Raw genomic sequence first — 6295 nt, 5'->3', positions numbered from 1 at the left:
CCGGGCCAGCGCCCGCATCTCCGCCTCACGAGCCTGCCACTCGTCCCGGCGCACCGCCACCCCCATGAACTCGTACGGACCACCCAGGAAGCGCTCGGCCTGCTTCAGGTCCATGAGGTTCGCCAGCACCCTCCCCCCGCTGCGGCCGAGGCCCCGGCGCCCCGGCCGGCCCGTCGGCGCAAGACCGCCGCGGCGTCGACCGGCGGGCAGCCAGGCGTGCCCGACGAAGCCCGGTCCGCGGCGTCCGACGATGAAGCACCTGCCTCCGGATCGCCCTCCCATGACACCGAGCCGGTCGTGCAGGACGCGGCGCAGGCGCCGTCCGAGACCTCCGGCGAGGGCTCGGACAGCGGTGGCCGCCGCCGCCGCAACCGGCGCGGCCGCCGCGGGGGTGAGCGTGAAGGGGAGGGGGCGCCAGTCCCTTCGGCCGGTGCACGCAAGTCGGAACAACCCGCCAAGGGGCCTGGCCAGGCTGCTGACCGTGAAGTCGCCGAGCGGTTTGCCGACGTCGTCGAAGGCCGCTACGACGAAGCCCAGGACGATGAGGAGCCTGCTGAGCTCGAAGCCGTTGCCAAGCGCGTGCTGGCGCCGGAGCCCGATGCGCCCAAGCTGCACAAGGTGCTGGCCCAGGCCGGCATCGGCTCGCGCCGCGACATGGAGCAGCTCATCCTGGAAGGCCGCATCTCCGTCAATGGTGAGCCTGCTCACATCGGCCAGCGCATTTCCTACGGCGACCAGGTGCGCGTCAATGGCAAGCCCATCAAGGTGCAGATCGCACCGCCAGCCCCGCGCGTGCTCGCCTATCACAAGCCGGCCGGTGAGGTGGTCACCCACGACGACCCGCAGAACCGTCCCACCGTGTTCCGCCGCCTGCCCAAGCTCAAGCAGGGCAAGTGGCAGTCGGTCGGAAGGCTGGACCTCAACACCGAAGGCCTGCTGCTGTTCACCAGCTCGGGCGAACTGGCCAACCAGCTCATGCACCCGCGCTTTGGCGTCGAGCGCGAGTACGCCGTGCGCGTGCTGGGCACGCTCGAGCCCGAGGCGCGCCAGAAGCTGCTCGAGGGGGTGAAGATCGATGGCCAGCTCGCCAGTTTCAAGTCCATCGAGGACGGTGGCGGCGAGGGCGTCAACCGCTGGTACCGCGTCGTCATCACCGAAGGCCGCAACCGGGAAGTGCGCAAGCTGTTCGATGCCGTGGGGCTGACGGTCAGCCGCCTGATCCGCATCCGCTACGGGCACATCGTGCTGCCCCGCGGTCTCAAGCGCGGGGTGTGGGTGGAGCTCGGCGACCAGGACGTGCGCATGATACGGCGCCTGACCGGGGCCGACCAGCCGCGCCCGGCATCGGGTGGCGGGAAGAATGGCAAGCCCGGCAAGCGGCGCGGTGGCGGGAGGGCGGGCGGTCGCCCGACCGGGGTGCGCCCAGGCACGCCCGATCCGCTGGAGCAGACCTACGACAAGCGCTTTGCCCAGTCGACCAAGGCCCGCCAGGGCGCCCCGCGCCAGCCCGATCCCATGCAGACCAGCGTGGGCTACATCGGCGCCGATGCCTACCTTGGACGCGGCAAGGGCGGCCGTCACAAGGGCGGGGCTGGCGGTGGCCGGCGCGGCGGACGCGGGCGCTGAGGAGGCAAGGCCCCACGTCGGGCCCTGCCGGTGCCGGTGAACGCACTGCAAGGGTTACAATCCAAGGTTTTGCCAAGTCCTTGATTCAGGAGAAATTTCATGGCGATCGAACGCACCCTGTCGATCATCAAACCCGATGCCGTGGCCAAAAACGTGATCGGCCAGATCCTCAGCCGCTTCGAGGCGGCCGGTCTGAAGATCGTTGCCGCCAAGATGGTGCATCTGTCGCGCGGTGAGGCCGAGGCCTTCTATGCCGTGCACAAGGAGCGTCCCTTCTTCAAGGACCTGGTCGAGTTCATGATCTCGGGCCCGGTGATGGTCCAGGTTCTGGAGGGTGAGAACGCCATCGCGAAGAACCGTGAGCTGATGGGCGCCACCGACCCGAAGAAGGCCGAGAAAGGCACCATCCGCGCCGACTTCGCCGACAGCATCGATGCCAACGCGGTGCACGGCTCGGATGCCCCTGAAACCGCCGCCGTGGAAGTGGCCTTCTTCTTCCCCGGCATGAACGTCTACAGCCGCTGAACGCGGCCGCAGACCTTCGCATCCTTGCGCGGGGCATGCCCATGGCGGTCAACCTCCTCGACTTCGATCTCGACGGGCTGGCTGCCTACTGCGAAGGGCTGGGCGAGAAGCGCTTCCGCGCCGTCCAGCTCTTCCGCTGGATCCACCAGAAGGGCGTGTGCGATTTCGGCCAGATGAGCGATCTGGCCAAGTCCCTGCGCGACAAGCTCGTCGGCGTGGCGCAGGTGCGGCCCTTGCCGGTGCTGACCGAGCAGGCCTCGTCCGACGGCACCATCAAGTGGCTCTTCGACGTGGGCGACGGCAATGCCGTCGAAGCCGTCTTCATCCCCGAGGACGACCGCGGCACGCTGTGCGTGTCCTCGCAGGCGGGTTGTGCCGTGGGCTGCCGCTTCTGCTCCACCGGCCACCAGGGCTTCAGCCGCAATCTCGGCACTGGCGAGATCCTCGCCCAACTGTGGTTTGCCGAGCACCACCTGCGCCAGCGGCTGGGCCTGCCGGCCGGGGAACGCGCGATCACCAATGTGGTCATGATGGGCATGGGCGAGCCGCTACAGAACTACCATGCCCTGGTGCCGGCGCTGCGCACCATGCTCGATGACCATGGCTACGGCCTGTCGCGGCGGCGCGTTACGGTGTCCACCTCGGGCGTGGTGCCGATGATGGACCGCCTGCGCGAGGATTGCCCGGTGGCCCTGGCCGTCTCGCTGCATGCACCCAATGATGCGCTGCGCGACGAGCTGGTGCCCCTGAACCGCAAGTATCCTCTGGCCGAGCTGCTCGAGGCCTGCGGGCGTTATCTGGAGTCGGCCCCCCGGGACTTCATCACTTTCGAGTACTGCATGCTCGACGGTGTGAACGACACCGAGGCCCATGCACGTGAACTGGTCGCGCTCGTGCGCGATCGGGTGCGCTGCAAGTTCAACCTCATTCCCTTCAACCCGTTCCCGGCCTCGGGCCTGAAGCGCTCTGGGCGCGAGCGGGTGCAAGCCTTCGCCCGAGTCCTGACCGACGCGGGCCTGGTCACCACCGTGCGCAAGACACGGGGCGACGACATCGACGCGGCCTGCGGGCAGCTGGCCGGCGAGGTGCGCGACCGCACCAACGTCCAGCGCCGCCTGACCCGCCAGCCCATCCGCATCCAGGTCCGCCCGGCATCGGGCGGTGCCCCGTGAAGGAGACCCGTTCATGAGCGTGCGCGAACGCCCCATGCCCGTCTGGCTGGCTGCAGGGCTGGCCCTGGTGCTGATGCTGGGAGGCTGTGCCTCCGCGCCGCCGGCGGCCAGCGGCAGCAGCAGCCAGACCGGGCGCGTCGACGAAGGCGAGGTTCAGCGCCGTGCACGCATCCGCTTCGACCTGGCCGTGGCCTATTTCGGTCAGGGCCAGCATGGCACGGCCCTCAATGAAGTGCGCCAGGCGCTTGCCTTGCAGCCCAACATGGCCGATGCCCACAACCTGGCCGGGCTGATCCATGCCGCCCTGGGACAGGCGGGGCCGGCCGAGGAAAGTTTCCGCCGCGCCATGCAGCTCGATCCGCGCGATGCAGGGGCGGTACACAACTACGGCTGGTTCCTATGCCAGCAACGGCGCTATGCCGATGCGTTTGCGCAGTTCAACCGGGCCCTGGCGATGCCGGAGTACCGCGAGGTTGCGCGCACCCTGGTTGCCAAGGGCGTGTGTCAGGCCAATGCCGGCCAAGTGGCCGAGGCCGAGAAGACGCTGGCGCGGGCCTACGAACTCGATCCCGGCAACCCGGTGGCCGCGATGAACCTCGCGCTGGTGCTCTATCGCGAAGGCGAGTACGAACGCGCGCGCTTTTACGTGCGGCGGGTCAATGCCGTTCCCGAGCTGGTCAACGCCGAAAGCCTGTGGCTGGCTGCGCGCATCGAGCACCGCCTGGGCAACCGCGGCGGGGCCAACGAACTCGGTCGTGAACTGCGCCAGCGCTTCCCGCAATCGCGCGAGGCCGCCAACTTTGAGCGGGGGCGTTTCGATGACTGAGGGGCAGACTGCGCAGGGGCCCACCGAGCCCAGTGCCGGTGAGATGATCCGGGCGGCGCGTCTGGCCCAGGGCGTGCATATCGCCCAGCTTGCCGCGTCGATCAAGGTCTCGGTGCGCAAGCTCGAAGCGCTGGAAGCCGACCGTCTCGACGAGTTGCCCGACGCGACCTTCGCCCGGGCCCTGGCCCAGACCGTGTGCCGCTCGCTCAAGATCGATCCGGCGCCCGTCCTGGCCCTGCTGCCCTCGCCGGGCACGCTGTCACAGCTCGAGGAGGTGGCGCAGGGGCTGAACCAGCCCTTCCGGGATCCGGCACAGCCGCGCGAGGGCCTTCCCGGTCTGGGCCTGCTGCGGCGCCCGGCGGTCTGGGGGGCGGCGCTGCTGATGGCCGGCTCGATGGTGCTGTGGTGGATCCCCACGAGCACCTGGCAGACCTGGCTCGGCCGCGATGGCGCTGCGACGACGAGCGGCGTCACCGTGGAGGTGGTGCCGGTGGAGCCGGCGGCCAGCCTCGACGCCCCCGCATCCGACGCCGAAGCGGCCTCGGCGCCGGCGGCGGTCTCCCAGGCCTCGGTGCCGGCCCCCTCTGCGCCACCCGTGGTGGTGCGCACCCGTGCCGAGAGCTGGGTGGAGATCCAGGACGCCAACGGGCGGACTCTACTGTCCAGGCTGCTCGCCCCTGGCGAGGAAGTGGCGCTGGAAGGCGCCTTCCCGATGCGCGTGCGTGTGGGCAATGCCGACGCGACCGAACTTCGTGTGCGCGGCGAGGTCTTCGACATGACCCCCTTCCGGCGCGAGAACGTCGCCCGTTTCGACATCCGGTGAGCACGATGAGTCCCGCAAGCTTGCAGACCCTCGACGACGAAACCCCGATCGCGGCCGCGCAAGCAGCGCCGCGGCGCTCGTTGCAGGCCCGTGTGGCCTGGGGATCGCGCGTGGTCACCGTGGGCGGGGATGCGCCGGTGCGCGTCCAGTCGATGACCAACACCGACACCGTCGATGTCATCGGCACGGCCATCCAGGTCAAGGAGCTGGCCCTGGCCGGCTCCGAGATGGTGCGCATCACGGTCAACACCCCCGAGGCGGCGCAGGCGGTGCCCGCCATCCGCGAACAGCTCGACCGCATGGGCATCGACGTGCCCCTCGTCGGCGACTTCCACTACAACGGCCACAAGCTGCTCACCGAGTTCCCCGGCTGCGCCGAAGCGCTGTCGAAGTACCGCATCAACCCGGGCAACGTGGGCAAAGGCGACAAGCGCGACCGCCAGTTCGCGCAGATGATCGAGGTGGCCCTGCGGCACGACCGTCCGGTGCGCATCGGCGTCAACTGGGGCAGCCTTGACCAGGAGCTGCTGGCCCAGTTGATGGACGAAAACGCCAAGCGCAAGCAGCCCTGGGATGCCCGGCAGGTGATGTACCAGGCGCTCGTGGCCTCGGCCCTGGGCTCGGCGCGACGTGCGCAGGAGCTGGGCATGCGCCGCGAGCAGATCATCCTGTCCTGCAAGGTCAGCGGCGTCCAGGACCTGATCAGCGTCTACCGGGCACTGGCCGCCCGCTGTGACCATCCGCTGCACCTGGGGCTCACCGAGGCCGGCATGGGGACCAAGGGCACCGTCGCTTCGGCAGCAGCGCTGTCGGTGCTGCTGCAAGAAGGCATCGGCGACACGATCCGCGTCTCCCTCACGCCCCAGCCCGGCGAAGCGCGCACCCAGGAGGTGGTCGTGGCTCTGGAGATCCTGCAGGCCCTGGGTCTGCGCGCCTTCGTGCCCAGCGTGACAGCCTGCCCGGGCTGCGGGCGCACCACCAGCACCGTGTTCCAGGAGCTGGCCAAGCAGATCGACGACTACCTGCGCTCACAGATGCCGGTGTGGAGGGCCCGCTACCCGGGCGTGGAGGCGATGAAGGTGGCGGTGATGGGGTGCATCGTCAATGGGCCTGGCGAGAGCAAGCATGCCGATATCGGCATCAGCCTGCCCGGCACCGGCGAGGCGCCGGCTGCCCCGGTCTACATCGATGGCGAGAAAGCCGTCACGCTGCGCGGGGAGGGCATTGCGCAGGACTTCCAGCGCCTGGTCGAGGAGTACATCGAGCGGCGTTTCGGCCAGGCCTCGCAGGCCGCACCGGCCCCACGGACCTGAGACACTGCGC

Annotated in this window: 6 protein-coding genes; all 6 read left to right on the top strand. The window is 69.5% G+C overall.

From position 1 onward, the window contains the following. Positions 1 to 297: 297 nt before the first annotated feature. Positions 298 to 1626: a 23S rRNA pseudouridine(2605) synthase RluB gene (gene rluB, locus ACK42S_RS03745; protein WP_409703523.1), complete on the top strand. Its 1329-nt coding sequence runs from the start codon at positions 298 to 300 to the stop codon at positions 1624 to 1626. Between the two features lie 99 nt (positions 1627 to 1725). Beyond that, positions 1726 to 2151 (top strand): nucleoside-diphosphate kinase, encoded by a 426-nt coding sequence (gene ndk / locus ACK42S_RS03740; RefSeq protein WP_409703520.1) that lies wholly within the window; start codon positions 1726 to 1728, stop codon positions 2149 to 2151. Positions 2152 to 2192: 41 nt separating this feature from the next. After that, positions 2193 to 3323 carry a 23S rRNA (adenine(2503)-C(2))-methyltransferase RlmN gene (rlmN, locus tag ACK42S_RS03735; protein WP_409703517.1) on the top strand — a complete coding sequence of 377 codons (1131 nt, stop codon included), beginning with the start codon at positions 2193 to 2195 and terminating at the stop codon, positions 3321 to 3323. Positions 3324 to 3336: 13 nt separating this feature from the next. After that, entirely contained in the window at positions 3337 to 4149 is an 813-nt protein-coding gene (gene pilW, locus ACK42S_RS03730; protein WP_409703514.1) for a type IV pilus biogenesis/stability protein PilW, read from the top strand. Next, positions 4142 to 4972, top strand: a complete 831-nt coding sequence (locus ACK42S_RS03725) for a helix-turn-helix domain-containing protein (protein WP_409703511.1) — start codon at positions 4142 to 4144, stop codon at positions 4970 to 4972. The genes pilW and ACK42S_RS03725 overlap by 8 nt, the downstream gene beginning before the upstream one ends. 5 nt (positions 4973 to 4977) lie before the next feature. Further along, positions 4978 to 6285, top strand: a complete 1308-nt coding sequence (gene ispG, locus ACK42S_RS03720) for a flavodoxin-dependent (E)-4-hydroxy-3-methylbut-2-enyl-diphosphate synthase (protein ID WP_409703508.1) — start codon at positions 4978 to 4980, stop codon at positions 6283 to 6285. Positions 6286 to 6295: the final 10 nt, after the last annotated feature.

This window comes from Caldimonas sp. (assembly GCF_046289365.1).
Taxonomy (GTDB): Bacteria; Pseudomonadota; Gammaproteobacteria; order Burkholderiales; family Burkholderiaceae_C; genus Caldimonas.
The sequence above is the reverse complement of the archived record's forward strand: the minus strand, read 5'-3'. Positions and strand labels throughout refer to the sequence as shown.